This is a genomic window from Burkholderia humptydooensis, from assembly GCF_001513745.1.
In the GTDB taxonomy this organism is placed as follows: domain Bacteria; phylum Pseudomonadota; class Gammaproteobacteria; order Burkholderiales; family Burkholderiaceae; genus Burkholderia; species Burkholderia humptydooensis.
In genome coordinates, this window is sequence record NZ_CP013382.1 from 2,303,381 (window position 1) to 2,325,671 (window position 22,291).

The following is a 22,291-nucleotide window of genomic DNA, read 5'->3' on the forward strand; positions in this document are numbered from 1 at the left end:
AAACGAATGCGGCGCAAAAAAAGACCCGGTGATGCTGGCCGGGTCGGCATTGTAACAACTAAGTAAGGAAATCGCCGCCGGATTTTTGCGCCCCGGCGGCGATCAATCGGAATCGGACGATCAGTTCCCCTCGAGGAATGACTTCAGTTTGTCCGAACGGCTCGGATGACGCAGCTTGCGCAGCGCCTTCGCCTCGATCTGACGGATCCGCTCGCGCGTGACGTCGAACTGCTTGCCGACTTCCTCGAGCGTGTGATCGGTGCTCATCTCGATACCGAAGCGCATCCGCAGCACCTTCGCCTCACGCGGCGTCAGCGAATCGAGCACGTCCTTCACGACGTCGCGCATGCTCGCATGCAGCGCGGCATCCGCCGGCGCGACCGTGTTGGAGTCCTCGATGAAGTCGCCGAGATGGGAATCGTCGTCGTCGCCGATCGGCGTTTCCATCGAGATCGGCTCCTTCGCGATCTTCATGATCTTGCGGATCTTGTCCTCCGGCATCTCCATCTTCTCGGCGAGCGTCGCCGGATCCGGCTCGAGGCCGGTTTCCTGCAGGATCTGCCGCGAGATGCGGTTCATCTTGTTGATCGTCTCGATCATGTGAACCGGAATCCGGATCGTGCGCGCCTGGTCCGCGATCGAGCGCGTGATGGCCTGGCGGATCCACCACGTGGCGTACGTCGAGAACTTGTAGCCGCGACGGTATTCGAACTTGTCCACCGCCTTCATCAAACCGATGTTGCCTTCCTGGATCAGGTCCAGGAACTGCAGGCCGCGGTTCGTGTACTTCTTCGCGATGGAGATCACGAGACGCAGGTTCGCCTCGGTCATCTCGCGCTTCGCCTGGCGCGCCTTCAGTTCGCCTGCCGCCATCTGGCGGTTGGTTTCCTTCAGGTCCTTCAGCGGCAGCACGACGCGCGCCTGCAGATCGAGCAGACGCTGCTGCTGCTCGCGGATCGCCGGAATGTTGCGCGACAGGATCGCGCTGTACGAATGGCCTTCCGCCGCAACCTTCTCGGCCCAGTCGAGATCGGTCTCGCTGCCCGGGAAGCGCGCGATGAATTCCGAGCGCGGCATCCCGCACTTGTCGACGACGATGTGCAGGATCTGACGCTCGACCTGACGCACTTCGTCGACTTGCGCGCGCAGCGTGTCGCACAGGCGCTCGACGGTGCGCGCAGTGAAGCGGATCGACATCAGTTCGTTCTGGATCGTTTCCTGCGCCTTCAGGTACGACTTCGACTTGTAGCCTTCCTTCTCGAACGCGCGGCGCATCTTGTCGAACCATTCGCTGATGAGCGCGAACTTCTCGAGCGACGCGCGCTTCAGCGCTTCGAGCTGGGCCGCGTTGGCGGTCGCCTGCGCGGCGCCGTCGTCCTCGTCCTCTTCCTCTTCGTCGCCCTCTTCGGCTTCCTCGTCCTCGTTCTCGATTTCCTCGGCGTCCTTCTCCGAGAAGCCGTCGGAATCGGCGGCGTTCGGATCGATCAGGCCGTCGACGAGTTCGTCGACACGGCTCTCCTCGTTCGCGACGCGCTCGGCCATCGCGAGGATGTCGGCGATCGTCGTCGGGCATGCGGAAATCGCCATCACCATGTGACGCAGGCCGTCCTCGATCCGCTTCGCGATCTCGATTTCGCCTTCGCGCGTGAGCAGCTCGACCGTGCCCATCTCGCGCATGTACATCCGGACCGGATCGGTCGTGCGGCCGAATTCGGAATCGACGGTCGACAACGCGACTTCCGCTTCCTCTTCGACTTCATCGTCGGACGACGCGGCGGGCGCGTTGTCGTTCAACAGCAGCGTCTCGGCGTCGGGCGCCTGCTCGTACACCGCGACGCCCATGTCGTTGAACGTGCCGATGATGCCTTCGAGCGCTTCCGTTTCCGTGAAGTTGTCCGGCAGATGGTCGTTGATTTCGGCGTACGTGAGGAAGCCGCGCTCCTTGCCGAGCTTGATCAGCGCGCGCAGCTTCGTACGGCGCTCTTCGAGTTCCTCGGCCGTGCCGGGCGTGCTCGTCGCGAACGCTTCCTTCAGCAGCGCCTTTTCCTTGGCGCGGCGATCGCGCGCCTTGGCCTTTTCGCCTTTGCCCGACGCAGCGGTAGGCTGGTCGTCGCTCTGGTTTGCGTCGTCATCGACGGATACTTCGTTCAGCTTTTTCGTCATGGAGTTCGCCGTACCGGCTAAATCGACTCGCGGCTGCTGGACTACAGCCGGTTGAACCGTGGATGCTCGAGTAGCTGCCGTTTCGTCCGGCGCGGCAGCCGCTCCCCTTGCGCTTTTCGCACTCGCCCGCGTCAAAGCCGGCTTCGCCGTCTTCGCCTTGGACCTCACGACGACCCGTGATGTGCTGGCCGTCGGCGCCGGCGCAGCCTTGGCGGTGCCGGCCGCGGCTCTCTTCCTCGCAGGGTGCGCCGCGCGGGCCGAAGACGTCTTTGCGGAAACTGCGGATCGGCCCGGCGCGACCTTCACGGTCGATTCCGTCGCCTTGCCCGCCGCTTTTTTTCCGCCGGTAGTCTTTGCCATCGCGATTCTCGCCTTCTTTCTCGCCTCTGCCAGGAAAACAAACCGCTGAAAACCTTATATTATAGCACGTTGAGGCAGCCCCTTCCCCGGCCGGTTCACAGCCCGAGCCTCCGCTTCATGTCTGCCAGGTTCTGATGCAAGTCCTTGATTTCCGCCAATTCCTCGGAAGAGGGCGCCGAACGCTTCGACAGGCTGTTGAGCCTGTCGCAGCACACGTCATAGCGCATCTTGAGCACCGCTGCCTGAAGTTCCTCGCCTGCGATCCGTTCGCGCTCGCGCAACTCTTCCTGCGCCGCGTCGCTTTCCGGATTCTGCTGCATCAAGTCGCGGACGTTTTCATCATAGACCAGAATTTCCCGGAAAATTTCGTCGTAAGTTGGCGCGTTAGCCGAATTGCGTAGCACGTCAGACAAAAGCCGGAATTCCGCTCCGTCCCCGAGCGCGTGCGCGTGGCCGATCACCTCGTCGAACAGTTCCCCGATTCTCGGCAGCGCCCGCAGCGTCGCGACACTCTCGTCGTCGAGCGCCGCCGCGATGCGCGGATGCATCACCAGATTGCGCAGCGCGCGCTTTTCGCTGTCCGTCACGCGCCGCCGCTCGCTGCGGGCGGGCGCCTGGCGGGCCGGCGCGGCGATCCGCGCGTCCACTTCGGCGAGCGCGGCGACTTCGTCGAACGGAATCTGCAGCCGGTCGGCGAACATGTGCATGATCTGCGCGCGCAACGCGTTCGCGGGCAGCGCCTGCAGCAACGGCTTCGCGTCGAACAGCGCCTTCGCGCGCCCTTCCGGCTGGTCGAGCTCCTTGCCGGCCGTCGCCTCGTTGAGCAGGAACTGGGACAGCGGCATCGCGCGCTTCACCTGCTCCGAAAACGCATCCGTCCCGAATTCCCGCACATAGCTGTCCGGATCGTGCTCCGGCGGCAGAAACAGGAAACGGATCGTCCGGTTGTCCGCCGCGTGCGGCAGGCACGCCTCGAGCGCGCGCCGTGCGGCGCGCCGGCCGGCCGCGTCGCCGTCGAAGCTGAAGACGACCGTGTCCGTCTGCCGCAGCAGCTTCTGCACGTGGATCGGCGTGCACGCGGTGCCGAGCGTCGCCACCGCGTTCGGAAAGCCGAGCTGCGCGAGCGCGACGACATCCATGTACCCTTCGACGACGAGCGCGTATTTGTGCTCGCGAATCGCGAGCCGCGCCTCGAACAGGCCGTACAGTTCGCTGCCCTTGTTGAACAGCGGCGTCTCGGGCGAATTCAGGTATTTGGGCTCGCCGCCGTCCAGCACCCGGCCGCCGAAGCCGATGACCTGCCCCTTCACGTTGCGGATCGGAAACATGATCCGCTCGCGGAACCGGTCGTAGCGGCGCGCGACGCCGTTCGCGTCGGTCTTCTCGCTGACGATCACGAGGCCCGCGTCGACGAGCGAATCGTGGCGGTAGTCGCCGAATGCCGACTCGAGGTTCTGCCAGCCGTCCGGCGCGTAGCCGAGGCCGAAGCGCAGCGCGATCTCGCCCGTCAGGCCCCTCCGCTTCAGATACTGGATCGCGTTCGGCGCGCCGCGCAATTGCTTTCGGTAGTAGTCGCAGGCGGTCTGCATCACGTCGGACAGCGCGGTCGTGACCGATTTCGATGCGGCGGGCGGCGCATGGCCTTCGCCCGAGCCGCCGCCCGCGCCCCGCATCGGCGACGGCTCATGCGGCACCGTGAGCCCGACCGATTGCGCGAGCTCCTGAACGGCCTCGGGAAACGTGAGCCCCGCGTGCTCCATCAGGAAGCCGATGGCGGTGCCGTGCGCGCCGCAGCCGAAGCAATGATAGAACTGCTTCGTCGGGCTGACCGTGAACGATGGGCTCTTCTCGTTGTGAAACGGGCACAGCCCCATGAAATTGGCGCCGCCCTTCTTGAGCTGCACGTACCGGCCCACCACGTCGACGATGTCGACGCGGTTCAGCAAATCCTGCAGGAACGAATGCGGAATCACCGTTGGATCGATCGGAAGACGTGCCGGCCGACACGCGCCGTTGCGGCCGGCGCGGGCCGCTTGAACGACGGGCGCGCGTCGCGCCGGCTGAGGGTCACTTCGAGAGCGCCGCCTTGACGAGCGCGGACACGGCCGTCATGTCGGCGCGGCCGGCGAGCTTGCCCTTGAGCACGCCCATCACCTTGCCCATGTCCTGCGGGCCCGCCGCGCCCGTCTGCGCGACGGCCGCCTGCACTTCGGCCGCAACCTCGGCCTCCGACAACTGCGCCGGCATGTACGCGGTCAGCACCGCAACTTCCGCCTGCTCCTTCTCGACGAGATCGGTGCGGCCAGCGGCCTCGAACTGGCTGATCGAATCCTTGCGCTGCTTGATCATCTTGTCGACCACCGCGGTGACGCCCGCGTCGTCGAGCGTCACGCGCTCGTCGACCTCGCGCTGCTTGATCGCGGCGAGCAGCAGGCGGATCGTCGCGAGCCGCTCGCTTTCCTTCGCGCGCATCGCGGCCTTCATGTCTTCACTGATCTGGTCTCTCAGACTCATCGTATTTCCGGTATCAAAATTTCCATGCGACGCCGCCCGGCGGCATCAACACAAAAACCCGCTTGAGACGGTTTCTCAAGCGGGTTTGCTCGAATCCGGCATCGACGGCCTCGCTTGCGGAGCCCGCCGGCGCGCCGCCCCGCGAACCACGCGGCGCGGGCAATGCTCAGTAGAGCTTCTTCGGCAGCATCTGGCTACGGATGCGCTTGTAGTGGCGCTTCACCGCAGCGGCCTTCTTGCGCTTGCGCTCCGCGGTCGGCTTCTCGTAGAACTCGCGCGCGCGCAGTTCCGTCAACAGACCGTTCTTTTCGATCGTGCGCTTGAAGCGGCGCATCGCAACTTCGAAAGGCTCGTTTTCTTTAACGCGGATGATCGTCATGACCCGTCACGTAAAAAAAGTAAAGGTATTGCGGAGAAAGATTTTTAAGTATACCAGACGCTTTGCACAAACGCACTAACCCGTCAAGCGCCGCGTGCTGTCGGCGGCCGCGCGCCCGGCCGCGACGCCCGACGCCCAAGCCCACTGGAAATTGTAGCCACCGAGCCAGCCTGTCACGTCGACCGCCTCGCCGACGAAGAACAGGCCCGGCACGCGCTCGCTCATCATCGTCGCCGACGACAGCTCGCGCGTGTCGACGCCGCCCTTCGTCACCTCGGCCTTCCGGTAGCCCTCGGTGCCGCTCGGCGCGAGCGTCCAGCGCGACAGCGTCTCGCCGATCCGGCGCAGCGTCTTGTCCGGCAGGTCGGCAAGCCGCGCGTCAGCGCGCACCCGCTCGGCCTCGAGCCACGCGTGCGCGAGCCGAGCGGGCACCCATTCGGCGAGCAGCGTGCCGATCTGCCGCCGCGAGCCGGCCTTCGCGCGGATCAGCTCGTTCGCCGCGTCGATCCGCGGCACGAGATCGACATGGATCGGCTCGCCCGAGCGCCAGTAGCTCGAAATCTGCAGGATGCCCGGCCCGGACAGTCCGCGATGGGTGAGCAGGATGTCCTCTACGAACTCACCGCCGCCCTTCTTCGCGCCGGTCGACACCCGCGCCTCGAGCGACACGCCCGACAGCGCCGCGAACGGCGCCCACGCGTCGGCCGAAAAGGTCAGCGGCACGAGCGCCGGCCGCGTGTCGACGAGCTTGTGGCCGAACTGTTTCGCAATCCGATAGGCGAAATCGGTCGCGCCGATCTTCGGGATCGACAACCCGCCCGTCGCGACGACGAGCGCCCGCGCGCCGATCGCGCCCGCGCTCGTGTCCAGCGCGAAGCCTGGCGTGAAGCCGTCCGCCTGCGCGTGCCGCACCGCGTCGACCGTCACCGGCCGCCGCCACGCGACGCCGCCCGCGTCGCACTCGCTTTTCAGCACGTCGATGATCGCGTCGCTCGAATGGTCGCAAAAGAGCTGGCCCTTGTGCTTCTCGTGCCACGTGACGCGGTAGTTCTTCAGGAGCCCGAGAAAATCGCGCGGCGTGTAGCGCGCGAGCGCCGAGCGGCAAAAATGCGGATTCGACGACAGGTAGTTGTCCGGCCCCGCGTACCGGTTCGTGAAATTGCAGCGCCCGCCGCCCGAGATGCGGATCTTCTCAGCGAGCCGCGCCGAGTGATCGAGCAGCACGACGCGCCGGCCGAGCTGCCCCGCCACGGCGGCCGCCATCATGCCCGCCGCGCCCGCGCCGATCACGGCGATGTCGAAATTTTCCATGGCGCGGATTGTACCCGCGTCGCGCGCCGCTTCGCCCGCGCGCCCGGGCAAGGCAGCCGCGCTGTTATACTTTTCTGTTACGTTGATTTCCGGCCGCGCGCGTACGCGCGTATCGATGCGGCCGCCGCACACCATCATGCTCGTTCTCGGCATCGAAAGCTCCTGCGACGAAACCGGCCTCGCGCTCTACGACACCGGGCGCGGCCTGCTCGCGCACGCGCTCCACTCGCAGATCGCGATGCATCGCGAATACGGCGGCGTCGTCCCCGAACTCGCGTCGCGCGACCACATTCGCCGCGCGCTGCCGCTGCTCGAGGAGGTACTTGCCGCCAGCGGCGCGCGCCGCGAGGAGATCGACGCGATCGCGTTCACGCAGGGGCCCGGCCTCGCGGGCGCGCTGCTCGTCGGCGCGAGCATCGCGAACGCGCTCGCGTTCGCATGGGACAAGCCGACGATCGGCATCCATCACCTCGAAGGGCATCTGCTCTCGCCGCTCCTCGTCGCCGAGCCGCCGCCGTTTCCGTTCGTCGCGCTGCTCGTGTCGGGCGGCCATACGCAGTTGATGCGCGTGACCGACGTCGGCGTCTACGAGACGCTCGGCGAGACACTCGACGACGCCGCCGGCGAAGCGTTCGACAAGACCGCGAAACTGCTCGGCCTCGGCTACCCCGGCGGACCGGAAGTGTCGAAGCTCGCGGAAGCCGGCGCGCCGGGCGCGGTCGCGCTGCCGCGGCCGATGCTCCATTCGGGCGATCTCGACTTCAGCTTCAGCGGGCTGAAGACCGCCGTGCTCACGCAAATGAAAAAGCTCGAAGCGGCGCACGCGAGCGGCGTCGAGCTCGAGCGCGCGAAGGCCGATCTCGCGCGCGGCTTCGTTGACGCGGCCGTCGACGTGCTCGTCGCGAAATCGCTCGCCGCGCTGAAGAAGACGCGGCTCAAGCGGCTCGTCGTCGCGGGCGGCGTCGGCGCGAACCGGCAACTGCGCGCGGCGCTGTCGGCCGCCGCCGGCAAGCGCGGCTTCGACGTTCATTATCCCGACCTCGCGCTCTGCACCGACAACGGCGCGATGATCGCGCTCGCGGGCGCGCTGCGGCTCGCGCGCTGGCCGTCGCAGGCGAGCCGCGACTACGCGTTCACGGTGAAGCCGCGCTGGGATCTGGCGTCGCTCGCGCGATAACGCGCGCACGTCGTCCGCCATCCCAAAACGAAAAGGGCCGTTCGAATCGAACGGCCCTTTTCGCATCCGGCGGCAAGCACCGCACGACGCTCACGCGCCTCGCCGCTTGTCGCGCTCGATCAGCGCATACGCGCTGTGATTGTGGATCGACTCGAAGTTCTCCGCCTCGAGCACATACGCGACGATCCGCTCATCGGCGTCGAGCCGCCGCGCGACGTCGCGCACCAGATCCTCGACGAACTTCGGATTTTCGTACGCGCGCTCGGTGACGAACTTCTCGTCGGGACGCTTGAGGAGGCCCCACAGCTCGCACGACGCCTCTTCCTCCGCAATACGAATCAGATCCTCGACCGGCACGTCGGCCGCGAGCTCCGCGTCGATCGTCACGTGCGAGCGCTGGTTGTGCGCACCGTACTGGGAGATCTTCTTCGAGCACGGGCAAAGGCTCGTCACCGGCACGAGCACCTTCGCGAATACGCGCGTGAGCCCGTCGCGCACGTCGCCCGTCAGCGTCACCTCGTAATCGAGCAGGCTGCGCACGCCCGACACGGGCGCCGTCTTGTTCACGAAGTACGGAAACGACACCTCGATGCGTCCCGCCTGCGCCTCGAGCTTTTCGAGCATCGTCGCGAGCATCGCGCGGAACGCGTCGGCCGTCAGCGGCCCGTCGCTTTCCTCGAGCAGCGCGACAAAGCGCGACATATGCGTGCCCTTCTGATCGGCCGGCAGATGCACGTCGAGATTCCAGGTGCCGACGGTAGCCTGCGTCTCGCCCTCGGCGGTGCGCACCGTCAGCGGATGGCGGACCGCGCGCACGCCGACGCGCTGGATCGGCATCTGCCGGGTATCGACCGTGCTTTGCACGTCGGGCATCACGAATTCGGGATTCATCAGGTTCATCTTGTTCGATCCTTGTAGGGTCGCGCGGCGCGACATCGCCCTATGCCGCCCGACCTGCCGGAAATGCAACATGGGCCCGCAGGCCCATGCATTCGAGGGAACGCCGCCGCGCGGCGGCCTGACGCGACGGTTATGCGACGCGCTTCGCCGGACTCGCGACGCTCGCCGTATGGTTCAGGAAGCGTTCGCGAATCGAGTTCGCGATGCCGTCGCTGTCGAGGCCGCACATCGACAACAGCTTCGCCGGATCGCCGTGATCGACGAAGCGGTCCGGCAGGCCGAGCTGCAGCACCGGACGGACCACGCCGCTTTCCATCATCGCCTCGACGCACGCGGAGCCCGCGCCGCCCATCACGCAGCCTTCCTCGACGGTGACGAGGTAGTCGTGCGTCTGCGCGAGCTCCCGCACGAGCTCGGCGTCGATCGGCTTCACGAAGCGCATGTTCGCGACGGTCGCGTCGAGCGCCTCGGCCGCCGCGATCGACGGCGCGACCATCGTGCCGAACGCGAGAATCGCGATGCGCTTGCCGTCCGGCTGCGACGTGCGACGGCGCACTTCGCCCTTGCCGAGCGGAAGCTCCGTGAACGCCTTGACGGTTGCAACGCCCGTGCCCGCGCCACGCGGATAGCGAACCGCGGTCGGGTTCGGCTGTTGCAGCGCGGTGTACAGCATCTGGCGGCACTCGTTCTCGTCCGACGCGGCCATCACCGTCATGTTCGGGATGCAGCGCAGGAACGCGAGATCGTATGCGCCGGCGTGCGTCGCGCCGTCCGCGCCGACGAGGCCCGCGCGGTCGATCGCGAACACGACGGGCAGGTTCTGCAGCGCGACATCGTGAATCAACTGATCATAGGCGCGCTGCAGGAACGTCGAATAGATCGCGACCACGGGCTTGAGTCCCTCCGTCGCGAGGCCGCCCGCGAACGTCACCGCGTGCTGCTCGGCGATGCCGACGTCGTAGTAGCGCTCCGGGAAGCGCTTCTCGAACTCGACCATGCCCGAGCCTTCGCGCATCGCGGGCGTGATGCCGACCACGCGCGCATCGAGTTCCGCCGCGTCGCACAGCCATTCGCCGAACACCTGCGTGTAGGTCTTCTTCGCGGGCGTCGTCGACGGCTTGATGCCTTCCGCCGGGTTGAACTTGCCGGGCCCGTGATAGAGCACCGGATCGGCCTCGGCGAGCTTGTAGCCCTGGCCCTTCTTCGTCACGACGTGCAGGAACTGCGGCCCGCGCAGCTCCTTGATGTTCTGCAGCGTCGGGATCAGCGAATCGAGATCGTGGCCGTCGATCGGCCCGATGTAGTTGAAGCCGAATTCCTCGAAGAGGGTGGCCGGCACGACCATGCCCTTCGCATGCTCCTCGAGCTTGCGCGCGAGCTCGAGCACGGGCGGCGCGACGCTCAGCACGCGCTCGACGCCCGCGCGCGCGGCCGCATAGAAGCGGCCCGACATCAGCCGCGCGAGATGGCGGTTCAGCGCGCCGACGGGCGGCGAGATCGACATGTCGTTGTCGTTCAGGATCACGAGGAGCTTCGCATCCTCGGACACGCCCGCGTTGTTCATCGCCTCGAACGCCATGCCGGCCGTCATCGCGCCGTCGCCGATCACCGCGATCGAGAAGCGGTCGTCGCCGTTCAGCTTGCTGCCGATCGCCATCCCGAGCGCGGCCGAGATCGACGTGCTCGAGTGCGCGGTGCCGAACGTGTCGTATTCGGATTCCGAACGGCGCGGAAAACCCGAGATGCCGCCGAGCTGGCGCAGCGTCTTCATCCCGTCGCGGCGGCCCGTCAGGATCTTGTGCGGATAGGTCTGGTGACCGACGTCCCACACGATCCGGTCATCCGGCGTATCGAACACGTAATGCAGCGCAATCGTCAGCTCGACCGTGCCGAGATTGGACGACAAATGGCCGCCCGTCTTCGACACGCTGTCGAGGACGAACGCGCGCAGCTCGTCGGCGAGCGGCTGCAGTTGGCGACGATCGAGACGGCGCAGGTCCGCCGGGTCGTCGATGGTTTTCAGCAAGTCGTACATCGTCGTTCCATTGTAGGAAAACAAACGCGCCCGCACTTCTTGCGCGCACCACCCGTAGCGTGGGCGCGGCGGCGGGCTTTCGCGTCAGCTAACCCGGTTCACCACCAGGTCCGCCAGTTCGGCCAGGCGCTGCGCGCGCGCGCCGAACGGCTCGAGCGCGGCGTGCGCATCGGCGCGCAGTTGCGCGGCAAGCGCACGCGACGCGTCGAGGCCGATGATCGACACGTAGGTCGGCTTGTCGTTCGCCGCGTCCTTGCCGGCCGTCTTGCCGAGCGTCGCGGAATCGGTGGTGACGTCGAGAATGTCGTCCACCACCTGGAACGCGAGGCCGACGGCCGCCGCATAGGCGTCGAGCGCGCGCATCGCGTCGCCGGACGGCGTCTCGCCCGCGAGCGCGCCCATGCGCACCGACGCGCGCAACAGCGCGCCCGTCTTCATCCGGTGCATCGTCTCCAGCGCGTCGCGCGTGAGCGCCACGCCGACGCTCGCGAGATCGATCGCCTGGCCGCCCGCCATGCCGATCGAGCCGCTCGCGAGCGCGAGCTCGCACACGAGCGCGGCCTGCCGGTCAGCCGGCAGCGCGGCGGCGTCGGTCAGCGCGACGAAGGCCTGCGACTGCAGCGCATCGCCGACGAGGAGCGCGGTCGGCTCGTCGTACTTGACGTGGACAGTCGGCTTGCCGCGACGCAGCGCGTCGTCGTCCATGCACGGCATGTCGTCGTGCACGAGCGAATACACGTGAATCATCTCGAGCGCCGACGACGCGGCGTTCAACGCCGCCTCCGACGCACCCGTGAGCTCGCCCGCCGCATGGCACAGCAGCGGACGCACCCGTTTGCCGCCCCCGAGCACCGCATAGCGCATCGCTTCGTGCAGTTGCGCGGGCGCCACAGTCTCAGCCGGCAAATAATGGCCGAGGGCCGTCTCGACACGCTCGAGCACCGAGCGCATCCATTGGTCGAATGTCATAGATCGTCGTCTTCGCCGTCCGCGGCGGCCGTTCCTGCGGAAAGCGGCTTGAGCGCGGCGCCGTCGAGCACGCGCACCTGCTGCTCCGCTTTTTCCAATTGTTGTTGGCAAAATGCAACGAGCGCCGCGCCGCGACGGTACGCCGCAAGCGAATCCTCGAGGCTCAGCGTCCCGCCCTCCATTCGGGCGACGAGCGCCTCCAGTTCCGCGAGCGCCATCTCGTAGTTTTCCGGCAGCGGGCCGGAACCGGGGTCGGACGCGGACGCGCCTGGGGTTGCGGTTTTCGCCATGGACGGGGTGTCAAAATTCAAAACAAGTCGGACATTCTACGGCAAAAGAGAATTTTCCGACCTGCCGACTTGGCTTCACGGGGCCTGCACGCGCCGCGCCGCGTGTGCAATTCGCACGGAACGCATTCCTATTCCGGGGGAAATTTGACACAAATCAGTCACTTATCCCACCCCAAGGAAGCCGATCCAGGTATAATCGCCGGTTCCCCTAAATCGAATTTTCGATGGTTGGGTTGTTCACTGCTTTCACGCTTTCACCGGGAGTGGGAATGTCCAATCTGAGCGACGCACTGCAATTGAAGTCGGCACATAGCCAGCTTCCCGTCACCGCTTATTTCGATGAGGCGCTCCTCGCGCGCGAAATCGAAACACTTTTCAAGAAAGGACCTCGCTACGTCGGGCACGAGTTGATGGTGCCCGAAGCGGGAGACTATTTTGCGCTGCCTTCCGAAAACGAAGGCCGCGTGCTGGTACGCAACCAGGCCTCGCAGATCGAGCTGCTCTCGAACGTGTGCCGCCACCGCCAGGCGATCATGCTGAACGGCCGAGGGCACGCGCGGAACATCGTCTGCCCGCTGCACCGCTGGACCTACGATCTCGAAGGCCAGTTGCTCGGCGCGCCGCATTTTCCGGACAAGCCCTGTCTGAACCTGCACGCGACGCCGCTGCAGGACTGGCAGGGCCTGCTGTTCGAAGCCGAGGGCCGCGACGTCGCGCACGATCTCGCGGAGCTCGGCACGAAGCATCACTTCGACTTTTCGGGCTACCAGTTCGATCACGTCGAGATCCACGAGTGCAATTACAACTGGAAGACCTTCATCGAGGTCTACCTCGAGGACTACCATGTCGTGCCGTTCCATCCCGGCCTCGGCAGCTTCGTGTCGTGCGACGACCTGAAGTGGGAGTTCGGCGAGTGGTACAGCGTGCAGACGGTCGGCGTGCACAACGCGCTCGCGAAGCCGGGCAGCCCGACGTACCAGAAATGGCACGATCAGGTCCTCCGCTATCGCGACGGTACGCCGCCGGAGTTCGGCGCGATCTGGATGGTCTACTATCCGGGCCTCATGATCGAGTGGTATCCGCACGTGCTCGTCGTGTCGTGGCTGATTCCGCGCGGCCCGCAGAAGACGACGAACATCGTCGAGTTCTACTACCCCGAGGAAATCGCGCTGTTCGAGCGCGAGTTCGTCGAGGCGGAGCGCGCCGCATACATGGAAACCGCGATCGAGGACGACGAGATCGCACTGCGCATGGACGCCGGCCGCCGCGCGCTGATGGAGCGCGGCGAATCGCAAGTCGGTCCGTATCAGAGCCCGATGGAAGACGGCATGCAGCACTTCCACGAGTTCCTGCGCCGGCAACTCGGCGCGATCTGAGCGCGGCCTTGGCGCGCTCCGCGCGACATTCGCCGAAACCTTGTTCGATCCGGCCTCGCGCCGGACCGGCACAGAAAAGACGGGCTGCGGCCCGTCTTTTTTTGTTTAGACTTAGAGCATCCGGCCCGTATCTCCAAGGGAGGCGTCATGCCACACACTCACTACACCACGCTCATCTCGGCCGACAATCTCGCCGAACGTCTCGCGGCCGCGCCGGGCAGCGTGCTCGTATTCGATTGCCGCTTCGATCTCGCCGATACCGGCCTCGGCGAGCAGGCTTACGCGGCCGGCCACATTCCGGGCGCCCACTACCTGCATCTCGACCGCGACCTGTCGGGCGCGAAAACCGGCACGAACGGCCGTCATCCGCTGCCCGCGCGCGATGCGCTCGTCGCCACGCTGAAGGCCCACGGGCTCAAGCAGAACCAGCAGGCCGTCGCGTACGATGCGCAAGGCGGCATGTACGCCGCGCGCCTGTGGTGGCTGCTGCGCTGGCTCGGCCACGATTCCGTCGCGGTGCTCGACGGCGGCCTGCAGGCGTGGCAATCGGCGGGCCACGCGGTGTCGCAGGACACGCCGCCGAAGTCGGCGGGCGACTTCCGCGCGGCCGCACCGCTCGCGACGGTCGTCGACGCGCAGACGGTGCTCGCGAATCTCAAGACGAAAGACCAGCTCGTAATCGATGCGCGCGCCGCCGACCGCTATCGCGGCGAGAACGAGACGATCGATCGCGTCGGCGGGCACATCCCCGGCGCGCTCAACCATTTCTTCAAGGACAACCTGACCGCCGACGGGCGCTTCAAGAGCGGCCACGAGCTGCGCGACGCGTTCAATCCGCTGCTCGGCGCGACGCCTTCGAACAAGGTGATCCTGCAGTGCGGCTCCGGCATCACCGCGTGCCACAATGCGCTGGCGATGGAGATCGCCGGCCTGCACGACCCGGCGCTGTATGCGGGCTCGTGGAGCGAATGGAGCTCGGACCCGTCCCGCCCCGTCGCGACGGGCGCGAATCCGTAAGGGCGCAAGCGACACCACACGCGCGCGCGCCGCGCGCCCGCGGGCAGCCGCGGCGGCATCACATCACGCCGTGATGCCGGAACCACGCGACGGCGCGCTTCCAGCCGTCATCGGCATCCGCCTTCACGTAGCTCGGGCGGTAGTCGGCGAAGAACGCGTGGCCCGCATCCGGGTACACGACGATTTCCGATTCGCGCGCCGCCTTCGTACCGGCCGCCGCGAGACGCGCGCGCATCTGCGCGAGCGAGCTCTGCGCAATGCTGTCGTCCTTGCCGCCATAGAGACCGAGCGTCGGCGCCTTCAGTTGCGCCGCACGATCGACGGGATTGAACGGCGTCATCTCGCTCGTCTGGCCGATCACCTTGCCGTACCACGCGACTGCGGCGCGCACATGCGGATTGTGCTCGGCGAAGAGCCACGCCTGCCGGCCGCCCCAGCAGAAACCCGTCACGCCGAGCCGCGACAGGTCGCCGCCGTTCTTCCCCGCCCACCGGAGCGTCGCGTCAAGATCCTCGGTCACCTGACGATCGGGCACCTTGCTGACCACCTGGTCGATCAGTTCCTGGATCGACGGATACTTCGACGGATCGCCCTGCCGCGCAAACAGATCCGGCGCGATCGCCAGATAGCCGAGCTTCGCGAAGCGCCGGCAGATGTCGGCGATGTGCGCGTGCACGCCGAACACCTCGTGGATCACGACGATCACGGGCAGATTGCTCTTGCCCTGCGGCTGCGCGCGATAGGCCGGCACGCTCGCGTCGCCCGAGCGGATCTCGACGGTGCCGACGTCGAGGCCGGCGGTATCGGTCGTGATCGTCTGCGCGGACACGGGCAGCACCGCCGCGGCGAACGTGCCGCCGAGCGCCGCCTTGACGAACTTGCGGCGGCTGAACGGAACGTGCGGAACCAGGCTGTCGACTTCGGGTTTCAACATGAATGCGCTCCTCTCTTCTCGTAGTCGCGCACGCGCGGCACACGCGACGGCGACATGAATTCGATCCACGACGGCCACGCCGAGGCGGAACCCGTACACGATGCCCAACAATGCGGGGATGCGTCAACCTTTTGTCAGAAGTAAAAGAGCGGCGGCGATGCCGAACCGACTTTTTTGCCTGGCTCGCCGCGATGCCGGGGCCGCCGTGCCCGCGCATCGCATGAATGCACGCGCTTCAAACGCGTCAAACACGTCAAACGAGCGCCCGTTTCATTGACAGTCCTACGAATTGCACGCACCGCATTTCATTCCCCTTTGCATATCGAGATAAGTCTTCTCCGATACGCGCATTCCGGGAAAATATTGGATTGCAAAATAACCGCGATTGACCGCATGATGTGCTGGCGCGACACGCAACGCCGACGAAGCACAACGAGGTTGGAATGAACAAGCCGACACGCCGCCCGACCACCGGTGATCTTTCCGACCGACGCGAGCCGAATCGGCGGCGCCGCTCGCCCGCACGCCAGCGCGGCTCGCTCGCCATCATCGCAGCGATCGCGATCGGCGTTGTGATCGCCGCGCTCGGCGCGGTCGATCTCGGCAATCTGTTCTATCAGCGCCGCGCGCTGCAAAGCGTCGCCGACCTGGCCGCGCTCGCGGCCGCGCAGACGATGGACGACGGCTGCGCGAAACCCGCCGCCACCGCGCAATCGGCCGCGCTCGGCAACGGCTTCGACAGCACTGCGTCCGGACAATCGATGACGGTCGTCTGCGGCAGATGGGACGTGAAGGACAACACAGGCCCCAGCTTCTTCGCAGGCTCGGCGCCGGGCGCCGGGGCCGGCAGCGACGCGCAGCTCAACGCGGTCCAGGTGACGGTCACGCGCGTCGTGCCGTACTACTTTCTCGGCGCGCAGCGCACGGTCGCGGCGACCAGCACAGCGCAGGCAACCAATGTCGGCGCCTACTCGATCGGCACGACGCTCGCGCAATTGCAAGGCGGCGTCGTGAACGCGCTCCTCAACGGGCTGCTCCGCACGAATCTGAACCTGTCGGTGCTGTCGTATCAGGGCCTCGCGAATGCGCGGATCAGGATCAAGGATCTGATGGCCGCCGCGAACGTCAGCACCGTGAACGCGCTGCTGAACACGCAGACGACCGTCCCGCAGCTCGCGAACTGGATGTTGACCGCGCTGTCGCAAACGTCGGTCGCGAACGCCGACTTGCAGACGAGCATCGGCGCGCTGCAGACGATCATCAGCGCGAACATCCCCGGCGGCCAGACCTTCACGATCGGCAGCACCGCGAATTCGACAGGCATCTTCTCGGTTGGCCTGTCCGACCCGCAAGCCGCGCTCGACGCGACGTTCAGCCCGTTCGACGCGCTTCTCGTCGCGGCCGAGATCGCGACCGGGCAAACGGCGTTCTCGCTCGCGAACGGGCTGAACGTCGGCGGGCTGAACGCGAGCCTGCAAGTGCAGATCATCCAGCCGCCCGTGCTCGGCATCGGCGAAGCGGGCGTCGATCCCATCACGAAAACGTGGCGCACGATCGCGCGCACCGCGCAGGTGCGGCTCTATCTGAACATCGGGCTCGGCACCGCGAACCTGCCGCTCGGTCTGCTCGGCGCGCTCGTGCCGGTACAGGTGAACCTGCCGTTGTCGATGCAGATCGCGCCGGGCCAGGCATGGCTGCAGTCGGCGAGCTGCACGTCGTCGCCGTCGACTTGCGCGTCGGCCATCGGCGTGCAGACGGGCCTCGCGAATCTGTGCGTCGGCGACACGCCGGCCAACCTGTCCGCGTCGCTGCCGTTCACCTGCTCGACGCCCGCGACGCTCGTCAACGTCGCGAACCTCGTGACGATCAAGTCGCTTGCGTCGCTCATGGCCGACGTGCCCGCGGGCAGCACGCCGACGCTCACGTTCTACGGCACGACGGGCGGCTATCAGAGCACGAACTCGAACGGCGTCGGCAGCGTGCTCGGCAACGCGCTGTCGGGCCTCGGCGCATCGCTGCAGCAGACGCAGATCTCGCTGATCGGCATCAGCCTGCCGCTCGGCCCGATCCAGACCGCGCTCGATTCGCTCCTGGGCGGCGCGCTGCCGCCGATGCTGTCGGGGCTCGACGCCGCGGTCGTGCCGCTGCTGCAACTGCTCGGCGTGCAGGTCGGCGAAAGCACGATTCACGACATGTCGCTGACTTGCGGAGTGTCGCAGCTCGTCTATTGAGCGCGCTGCGATCGGCGATGCGGCTATGGGCGCGCGTTTGTGCCCGATTCGGCAGCGCGACAGGTTGTCGAACCAAGCATGCCGTCCGTGTGTCGCGTCGAACGTCGGCATGGCCGAGCCGCGCCGACACCCGCGCGACACCGGCGCTAATGCAGCTTCACGCGCGGCAGCGTCGAGCGCCGCAGCCAGTGTGCGACCGTGTCGAGCACCATCCGCGGATAACCGTGCAGCGCCGCGACGTGCAGCCGATACAGCGACATGTACATGAAGCGCGCGAAAAGCCCTTCGATCAGCATGTTGCCGCCGATCAGCCCGCCCATCAGATTGCCGACCGCGCTGAAGTGCCCAAGCGACACCAGCGAGCCGAAATCGCGATAGGTGAATTCGGGCAGCGGCCGGCCTTCGAGCCGGTTGGCGAGCGCGCGCAGCATGAAGCTCGCCTGCTGATGCGCGGCTTGCGCGCGCGGCGGCACGTTCCGCTCGTGGCCCGGCCACTCGCAGCCCGCGCAATCGCCGAGCGCGAATATGTTCGGATCGGTTTCAGTCTGCAGCGTGCGGCGCACGACCAACTGACCGAGCTTGTTCACTTCGAGGCCATCGAGCTTCGCGAGCACCGAAGGGGCCTTGATGCCCGCCGCCCACACCGTCAGGTCCGCCCGCACGCTCTTGCCGCTCGCGGTGCGCACGACGCCCGGCGCGACTTCGGTCACGCGCTCGCCGAGCATCAGGCGCACACCGAGCTTCTCGAGCAATTCGCCGGTCGCCGTCGATACGCGCTCCTGCAGCGCCGGCAGGATGCGCGCCCCCGACTCGATCAGCACAATGCCGATGTCGTGCCGCGGATCGAGCTTGTGCAGCCCGTACGCGGACAGCACCTGCGCGGTGTTGCGCAGTTCGGCGGACAGCTCGACGCCCGTCGCGCCGCCACCGACGATCGCGACCTGAATGCGCGGCCCGGCCAAGGCCGGCGATGCTGACGAGGCCGGCGGATCCGCCAGCTCCGGCGCATCCGCCGGCCCGGCCGCGGCGGCGGTCTGCACGACCGGCTCCGCGGGCTGATGCTCGGCACGCATGCACGCGGCGATCAGGCGCTTGCGGAACCGCTCCGCCTCCGCGACCGTGTCGAGCGCGATCGAATGCTCCTGCGCGCCCTGCACGCCGAAATAATGCGTCGTGCTGCCGATCGCGATGACGAGCGTGTCGTATTCCAGCTCGCGCTGCGGCAGCAACTCGGCGCCATCGTTGTCGGCGACGGGGGCGAGCGTCACGCGGCGCGACGCGCGATCGAGCGCGATCAGCTCGCCCTGATGGAATTCGAAGCCATGCCAGCGCGCCTGCGCCGCGTATTCGAGCTCTTGCGTGAACGGATCCATGCTGCCCGCCGCCACTTCATGCAGCAGGGGCTTCCAGATATGGGTCGGGTAACGGTCGACGAGGGTCACGAGCGCGCGCGCCTGCCGATTGCCGCGCGCGCCATAGCGGTCTCCGAGGCGGGTCGCCAGTTCGAGCCCGCCCGCGCCGCCGCCGACGATGATGAAACGATGCATCCGATTCCCCTTACGATTCGAGACTGCCTGCGGTCACGGCGGCGAACGCGCCTGCGTTCGCCGCCAATCGACATCCTAACTAGTTCGGACACTTTAGGCGCGCGAGCGCCTCGGCGTCGAGCGCATCCGTGCGCGACGGATACGGCGACGCCCAAGTTTGCATTGTCCCGGAGTTTGTGTGACGACCGCAAGCGCTCAAATTCGATCGAGCGGGAAAGCGACGAAGCGCGACGCGATGGAAACGGTACGCACCGTGCACGATGCACGGTGCGTACCCGCGGGCGCGAAGGCCGGGCGGGCGGCGCGTCAGTGCGCCTCTTCCCAGTTCTCGCCGACGCCGACCTCGGCGACGAGCGGCACCTTCAGTTTCGCGACGCCGCACATCATCTCGGGCAGCTTCTCGCGCACGACGGACAGCTCGCCGTCCGGCACCTCGAGCACGAGTTCGTCGTGCACCTGCATGATCATTCGTGCGCGCAAGCCGCCGCGCTCGAGCCAGTCGTCGACCGCGATCATCGACAGCTTGATCAGATCGGCGGCCGTGCCCTGCATCGGCGCGTTGATCGCCGCGCGCTCGGCGGCCTGGCGGCGCGGCCCGTTGCCGCCGTTGATCTCCGGCAGCCACAGGCGGCGGCCGAACACGGTTTCGACGTAGCCCCTCTCTTTCGCCCGCGCGCGCGTCTCCTCCATGTAGTGGGCGACGCCCGGATAGCGGAGGAAGTAGCGGTCGATGTAGAGCTTCGCCGCGTCGCGCGTGATGCCGAGATTCGACGCGAGACCGAACGAGCTCATCCCGTAGATCAGGCCGAAGTTGATCACCTTCGCGATGCGCCGCTGATCGGACGTCACTTCGAGCGGCGTCACGCCGAACACCTCGGCCGCGGTCGCGCGGTGAATGTCCTCGCCGTGCGCGAACGCGCGCAGCAGCGACTCGTCCTCCGAGATGTGCGCCATGATGCGCAGCTCGATTTGCGAATAGTCGGCCGACACGATCTTGCTGCCCGGCGGCGCGATGAACGCCTCGCGGATGCGCCGCCCTTCCGCCGTGCGCACCGGGATATTCTGCAGGTTCGGATCGTTCGACGCGAGCCGCCCCGTGACCGCCACCGCCTGCGCATAGTTCGTGTGCACGCGGCCCGTGTTCGGGTTGACCATCCGCGGCAGCTTGTCGGTGTAAGTGGACTTCAGCTTCGACAAACCGCGATGCTCGAGCAGCAGCTTCGGCAGCGGATAGTCCTCGGCGAGCTTTTGCAGCACCTCTTCGTCGGTCGACGGCGCGCCGCTCGGCGTCTTCTTGACGACGGGCAACTGCAGCCGCTCGAAGAAGATCTGGCCGATCTGCTTCGGCGAGCCGAGATTGAATTCACCGCCCGCGAGCGCGTAGGCCTCCTGCTCGAGCTCGACGAGCCGCGTCGCGATCTCGCTGCTCTGTCGGCTCAACCGGTCGCTGTCGATCAGCACGCCGGTGCGCTCCATCTTGCGCAACACGAGCGACACCGGCATCTCGATGTCGCGATACACGCGCATGAGCCCCGGCTCGCGCGCGACCTGCGGATACAGCGCGCGATGCAGTTGCAGCGTGATGTCCGCGTCCTCGGCCGCGTATTCGGACGCCTTGTCGAGCGGGACTTCGTCGAAGCCGATCTGCTGCGCGCCCTTGCCCGCGACGTCCTCGTACTTGATCGTCTTCACGCCGAGATGGCGCAGCGCGAGGCTATCCATGTCGTGCGTGCGGTGCGATTCGAGCACATACGATTCAAGCAGCGTGTCGTGCTCGATGCCGTTCAGCGCGATCCCGTAGTTCGCGAGCACCTGCGCGTCGTACTTCAGATGCTGGCCGAGCTTCTTCCTGCTCGCGTCCTCGAGCCACGGCGTGAGCTTCGCGAGCACTTCGTCGCGCGGCAGTTGCGCGGGCAGGTCCGGCCCGCGGTGCGCGAGCGGCACGTACGCGGCATGGCCCGGCTCCACCGAGAACGACAGGCCGACGATCTGCGCGAGCATCGGATCGAGCGATGTCGTCTCGGTGTCGAATGCGGTCAGCTCGGCGGCGGAGATCGTCGCGAGCCACGCGTCGAACTGCTCCCACGTCTGCACGGTCGCGTAGTTGCGCGCAGCGGCGAGCGGCAGCTCGGCCGTCGCGCCACTTGCAGGGTCCGGCGCGGCGCCGGCCGCGGCCACCGTGGCGAGCGCGCCGTTCGCGGCGGATTCGCTGTCGAGCTCGCGCAGCCAGGTCTTGAAGCCGTATTTCGCGAAGATGTCGCGCAATGCGTCGCGGCCTTCGCCGTCCGTCGCGAGCGACGCGTCGAACGATTCGACGTGCGGCGCAAGCTCGCACGCGGTCTCGACCGTCACGAGCTGGCGCGCGAGCGGCAGGAAATCGAGCGCGCGGCGCAGGTTGTCGCCGACGACGCCCTTGATCTCGCCCGCATGCTCGACGACGCCGTCGAGCGAGCCGTATTGCGTCAGCCACTTGACGGCCGTCTTCGGCCCGCACTTCTCGACGCCCGGCACGTTGTCGACGGTGTCGCCGATGAGCGACAGGTAATCGACGATCCGCTCCGGCGGCACGCCGAACTTCGCGAGCACGCCGTCGCGATCGAGCGCCTCGTTCGTCATCGTGTTGATGAGCGTGACGCGATCGGTGACGAGCTGCGCGAGATCCTTGTCGCCCGTCGACACGATCACGTTCATGCCATGCTGCTCGGCCTGCTTCGCGAGCGTGCCGATCACGTCGTCGGCCTCGACGCCCTCGATCATCAGCAGCGGCCAGCCGAGCGCGCGCACGGCCGCGTGGATCGGCTCGATCTGCAGCGCGAGATCGGGCGGCATCGGCGGCCGGTGCGCCTTGTAATCGGCGTACAGATCGTCGCGGAAGGTTTTGCCCTTGGCGTCGAACACGCACGCGCTATACTCTGCACTGACATCCTTGCGCATGCGGCGCAGCATATTGATGATTCCGTAGAGCGCTCCGGTCGGCTCCCCGCCAGGGCCGCGCAAATCAGGCATCGCATGGTAAGCCCGATACAGATAGCTCGAACCATCAACCAATAGCAGGGTCTTACCTTCCAGATTTCGTTCTTCAGGCATT

General features: G+C 66.7%; 17 protein-coding genes. 5 read left to right on the forward strand and 12 right to left on the reverse strand.

Translation table 11 applies throughout. From position 1 onward, the window contains the following. Positions 1 to 120: 120 nt before the first annotated feature. Positions 121 to 2,331 (reverse strand): RNA polymerase sigma factor RpoD, encoded by a 2,211-nt coding sequence (rpoD, locus tag AQ610_RS28880; protein WP_373281611.1) that lies wholly within the window; start codon positions 2,329 to 2,331, stop codon positions 121 to 123. On the opposite strand from rpoD, the gene AQ610_RS38260 reads away from it, so the two are divergent. Beyond that, positions 2,222 to 2,572, forward strand: coding sequence for a hypothetical protein (locus AQ610_RS38260; RefSeq protein WP_009917297.1), 351 nt, complete (start codon positions 2,222 to 2,224; stop codon positions 2,570 to 2,572). The two genes, rpoD and AQ610_RS38260, sit on opposite strands and share 110 nt — an antisense overlap. A gap of 46 nt (positions 2,573 to 2,618) precedes the next feature. Here AQ610_RS38260 and dnaG read toward each other — a convergent pair whose 3' ends face one another. The 4 genes from dnaG to AQ610_RS28905 form a co-directional block, all read right to left on the reverse strand. Beyond that, positions 2,619 to 4,496: a DNA primase gene (gene dnaG / locus AQ610_RS28890; protein WP_006027810.1), complete on the reverse strand. Its 1,878-nt coding sequence runs from the start codon at positions 4,494 to 4,496 to the stop codon at positions 2,619 to 2,621. Positions 4,497 to 4,590: 94 nt separating this feature from the next. Continuing rightward, on the reverse strand, positions 4,591 to 5,037 hold the full coding sequence (locus AQ610_RS28895) for a GatB/YqeY domain-containing protein (RefSeq protein ID WP_009917296.1): 447 nt from the start codon (positions 5,035 to 5,037) through the stop codon (positions 4,591 to 4,593). 166 nt (positions 5,038 to 5,203) lie between these two features. Next, positions 5,204 to 5,416: a 30S ribosomal protein S21 gene (gene rpsU / locus AQ610_RS28900; RefSeq protein ID WP_004190342.1), complete on the reverse strand. Its 213-nt coding sequence runs from the start codon at positions 5,414 to 5,416 to the stop codon at positions 5,204 to 5,206. A 75-nt stretch (positions 5,417 to 5,491) separates the two neighbouring features. Further along, complete coding sequence (locus AQ610_RS28905; protein WP_006027812.1) at positions 5,492 to 6,862, reverse strand: BaiN/RdsA family NAD(P)/FAD-dependent oxidoreductase; 1,371 nt, start codon at positions 6,860 to 6,862, stop codon at positions 5,492 to 5,494. A gap of 1 nt (position 6,863) precedes the next feature. Between AQ610_RS28905 and tsaD the strand changes: the two genes are divergently transcribed. Beyond that, positions 6,864 to 7,904, forward strand: a complete 1,041-nt coding sequence (gene tsaD / locus AQ610_RS28910) for a tRNA (adenosine(37)-N6)-threonylcarbamoyltransferase complex transferase subunit TsaD (RefSeq protein ID WP_006027813.1) — start codon at positions 6,864 to 6,866, stop codon at positions 7,902 to 7,904. A gap of 90 nt (positions 7,905 to 7,994) precedes the next feature. Here tsaD and folE2 read toward each other — a convergent pair whose 3' ends face one another. From folE2 to AQ610_RS28930, 4 genes are all read right to left on the reverse strand, one after another. Next, positions 7,995 to 8,804 carry a GTP cyclohydrolase FolE2 gene (gene folE2 / locus AQ610_RS28915; protein ID WP_006027814.1) on the reverse strand — a complete coding sequence of 270 codons (810 nt, stop codon included), beginning with the start codon at positions 8,802 to 8,804 and terminating at the stop codon, positions 7,995 to 7,997. 130 nt (positions 8,805 to 8,934) lie between these two features. Then, complete coding sequence (gene dxs, locus AQ610_RS28920; protein WP_006027815.1) at positions 8,935 to 10,839, reverse strand: 1-deoxy-D-xylulose-5-phosphate synthase; 1,905 nt, start codon at positions 10,837 to 10,839, stop codon at positions 8,935 to 8,937. 84 nt (positions 10,840 to 10,923) lie between these two features. Continuing rightward, positions 10,924 to 11,808 carry a polyprenyl synthetase family protein gene (locus AQ610_RS28925; protein WP_009917292.1) on the reverse strand — a complete coding sequence of 295 codons (885 nt, stop codon included), beginning with the start codon at positions 11,806 to 11,808 and terminating at the stop codon, positions 10,924 to 10,926. Beyond that, the gene (locus AQ610_RS28930) at positions 11,805 to 12,098 is read right to left on the reverse strand and encodes an exodeoxyribonuclease VII small subunit (protein WP_006027817.1); all 294 of its coding nucleotides are present in this window, start codon (positions 12,096 to 12,098) and stop codon (positions 11,805 to 11,807) included. The genes AQ610_RS28925 and AQ610_RS28930 overlap by 4 nt, the downstream gene beginning before the upstream one ends. Positions 12,099 to 12,367: 269 nt before the next feature. On the opposite strand from AQ610_RS28930, the gene AQ610_RS28935 reads away from it, so the two are divergent. Continuing rightward, on the forward strand, positions 12,368 to 13,474 hold the full coding sequence (locus AQ610_RS28935) for an aromatic ring-hydroxylating oxygenase subunit alpha (RefSeq protein ID WP_006027818.1): 1,107 nt from the start codon (positions 12,368 to 12,370) through the stop codon (positions 13,472 to 13,474). A gap of 147 nt (positions 13,475 to 13,621) precedes the next feature. After that, positions 13,622 to 14,491, forward strand: coding sequence for a sulfurtransferase (locus AQ610_RS28940; protein ID WP_006027819.1), 870 nt, complete (start codon positions 13,622 to 13,624; stop codon positions 14,489 to 14,491). A gap of 58 nt (positions 14,492 to 14,549) precedes the next feature. Here the strand turns inward: AQ610_RS28940 and AQ610_RS28945 are convergent, their stop codons facing one another. Beyond that, positions 14,550 to 15,425, reverse strand: a complete 876-nt coding sequence (locus AQ610_RS28945; RefSeq protein ID WP_006027820.1) for a dienelactone hydrolase family protein — start codon at positions 15,423 to 15,425, stop codon at positions 14,550 to 14,552. 443 nt (positions 15,426 to 15,868) lie between these two features. On the opposite strand from AQ610_RS28945, the gene AQ610_RS28950 reads away from it, so the two are divergent. Continuing rightward, complete coding sequence (locus tag AQ610_RS28950; RefSeq protein ID WP_006027821.1) at positions 15,869 to 17,656, forward strand: TadG family pilus assembly protein; 1,788 nt, start codon at positions 15,869 to 15,871, stop codon at positions 17,654 to 17,656. A 146-nt stretch (positions 17,657 to 17,802) separates the two neighbouring features. Here the strand turns inward: AQ610_RS28950 and AQ610_RS28955 are convergent, their stop codons facing one another. Continuing rightward, positions 17,803 to 19,203 carry an NAD(P)/FAD-dependent oxidoreductase gene (locus AQ610_RS28955; RefSeq protein WP_006027822.1) on the reverse strand — a complete coding sequence of 467 codons (1,401 nt, stop codon included), beginning with the start codon at positions 19,201 to 19,203 and terminating at the stop codon, positions 17,803 to 17,805. Between the two features lie 306 nt (positions 19,204 to 19,509). Then, positions 19,510 to 22,290 (reverse strand): DNA polymerase I, encoded by a 2,781-nt coding sequence (polA, locus tag AQ610_RS28960; protein WP_006027823.1) that lies wholly within the window; start codon positions 22,288 to 22,290, stop codon positions 19,510 to 19,512. Position 22,291: the final 1 nt, after the last annotated feature.

What these genes read in the sequence shown, in the direction of transcription:
- AQ610_RS28895 (WP_009917296.1), bottom strand. Translation starts at nt 5,037, where the DNA reads ATGAGTCTGAGAGACCAGATCAGTGAAGACATGAAGGCCGCGATGCGC.
- rpsU (WP_004190342.1), bottom strand. Translation starts at nt 5,416, where the DNA reads ATGACGATCATCCGCGTTAAAGAAAACGAGCCTTTCGAAGTTGCGATG.
- AQ610_RS28905 (WP_006027812.1), bottom strand. Translation starts at nt 6,862, where the DNA reads ATGGTGTGCGGCGGCCGCATCGATACGCGCGTACGCGCGCGGCCGGAA.
- tsaD (WP_006027813.1), top strand. Translation starts at nt 6,864, where the DNA reads ATGCTCGTTCTCGGCATCGAAAGCTCCTGCGACGAAACCGGCCTCGCG.
- folE2 (WP_006027814.1), bottom strand. Translation starts at nt 8,804, where the DNA reads ATGAACCTGATGAATCCCGAATTCGTGATGCCCGACGTGCAAAGCACG.
- dxs (WP_006027815.1), bottom strand. Translation starts at nt 10,839, where the DNA reads ATGTACGACTTGCTGAAAACCATCGACGACCCGGCGGACCTGCGCCGT.
- AQ610_RS28925 (WP_009917292.1), bottom strand. Translation starts at nt 11,808, where the DNA reads ATGACATTCGACCAATGGATGCGCTCGGTGCTCGAGCGTGTCGAGACG.
- AQ610_RS28930 (WP_006027817.1), bottom strand. Translation starts at nt 12,098, where the DNA reads ATGGCGAAAACCGCAACCCCAGGCGCGTCCGCGTCCGACCCCGGTTCC.
- AQ610_RS28935 (WP_006027818.1), top strand. Translation starts at nt 12,368, where the DNA reads ATGTCCAATCTGAGCGACGCACTGCAATTGAAGTCGGCACATAGCCAG.
- AQ610_RS28940 (WP_006027819.1), top strand. Translation starts at nt 13,622, where the DNA reads ATGCCACACACTCACTACACCACGCTCATCTCGGCCGACAATCTCGCC.
- AQ610_RS28945 (WP_006027820.1), bottom strand. Translation starts at nt 15,425, where the DNA reads ATGTTGAAACCCGAAGTCGACAGCCTGGTTCCGCACGTTCCGTTCAGC.
- AQ610_RS28950 (WP_006027821.1), top strand. Translation starts at nt 15,869, where the DNA reads ATGAACAAGCCGACACGCCGCCCGACCACCGGTGATCTTTCCGACCGA.
- AQ610_RS28955 (WP_006027822.1), bottom strand. Translation starts at nt 19,203, where the DNA reads ATGCATCGTTTCATCATCGTCGGCGGCGGCGCGGGCGGGCTCGAACTG.
- polA (WP_006027823.1), bottom strand. Translation starts at nt 22,290, where the DNA reads ATGCCTGAAGAACGAAATCTGGAAGGTAAGACCCTGCTATTGGTTGAT.